Origin of the sequence: Halomonas sp. ND22Bw, assembly GCF_003011945.1 — a bacterium.
Lineage (GTDB): Bacteria > Pseudomonadota > Gammaproteobacteria > Pseudomonadales > Halomonadaceae > Halomonas > Halomonas halophila.
The window spans coordinates 1-341 of the sequence record NZ_PXWD01000418.1 but is presented as its reverse complement, the minus strand read 5'-3'; the positions used below and the strand labels follow the sequence as shown (position 1 = coordinate 341).

The 341-nt window shown below is 63.9% G+C and carries 1 protein-coding gene; it reads right to left on the bottom strand.

Annotated features, from left to right (window positions below; genetic code table 11):
• Positions 1-341 (bottom strand): ATP-binding cassette domain-containing protein (locus tag CVH10_RS18710; protein WP_146143067.1); only part of this gene is annotated, 341 nt, incomplete at both ends.

The window sequence follows — 341 nt, the reverse complement described above, 5'->3', positions numbered from 1 at the left end:
GCCCAGGCGACGCATCTTGTCCTGTTCGTAGGCTTCGAAGTTGCCCTCGAACCATTCCACATGGCCGTCGCCTTCGAAAGCCAGGATGTGGGTGGCCAGACGGTCGAGGAACCAGCGGTCGTGGGAGATGACCACGGCGCAGCCCGCGAACTCTTCCAGAGCCTCTTCCAGGTTCTGAAGCGTTTCGATGTCCAGGTCGTTGGTCGGTTCGTCGAGCAGGATCAGGTTGCCGCCCGAGGCCAGGGTCTTGGCCAGGTGGACGCGGTTGCGCTCACCGCCCGAGAGGGTGCCGACCTTCTTCTGCTGGTCGGAGCCCTTGAAGGCGAAGGCGGCGCAGTAGG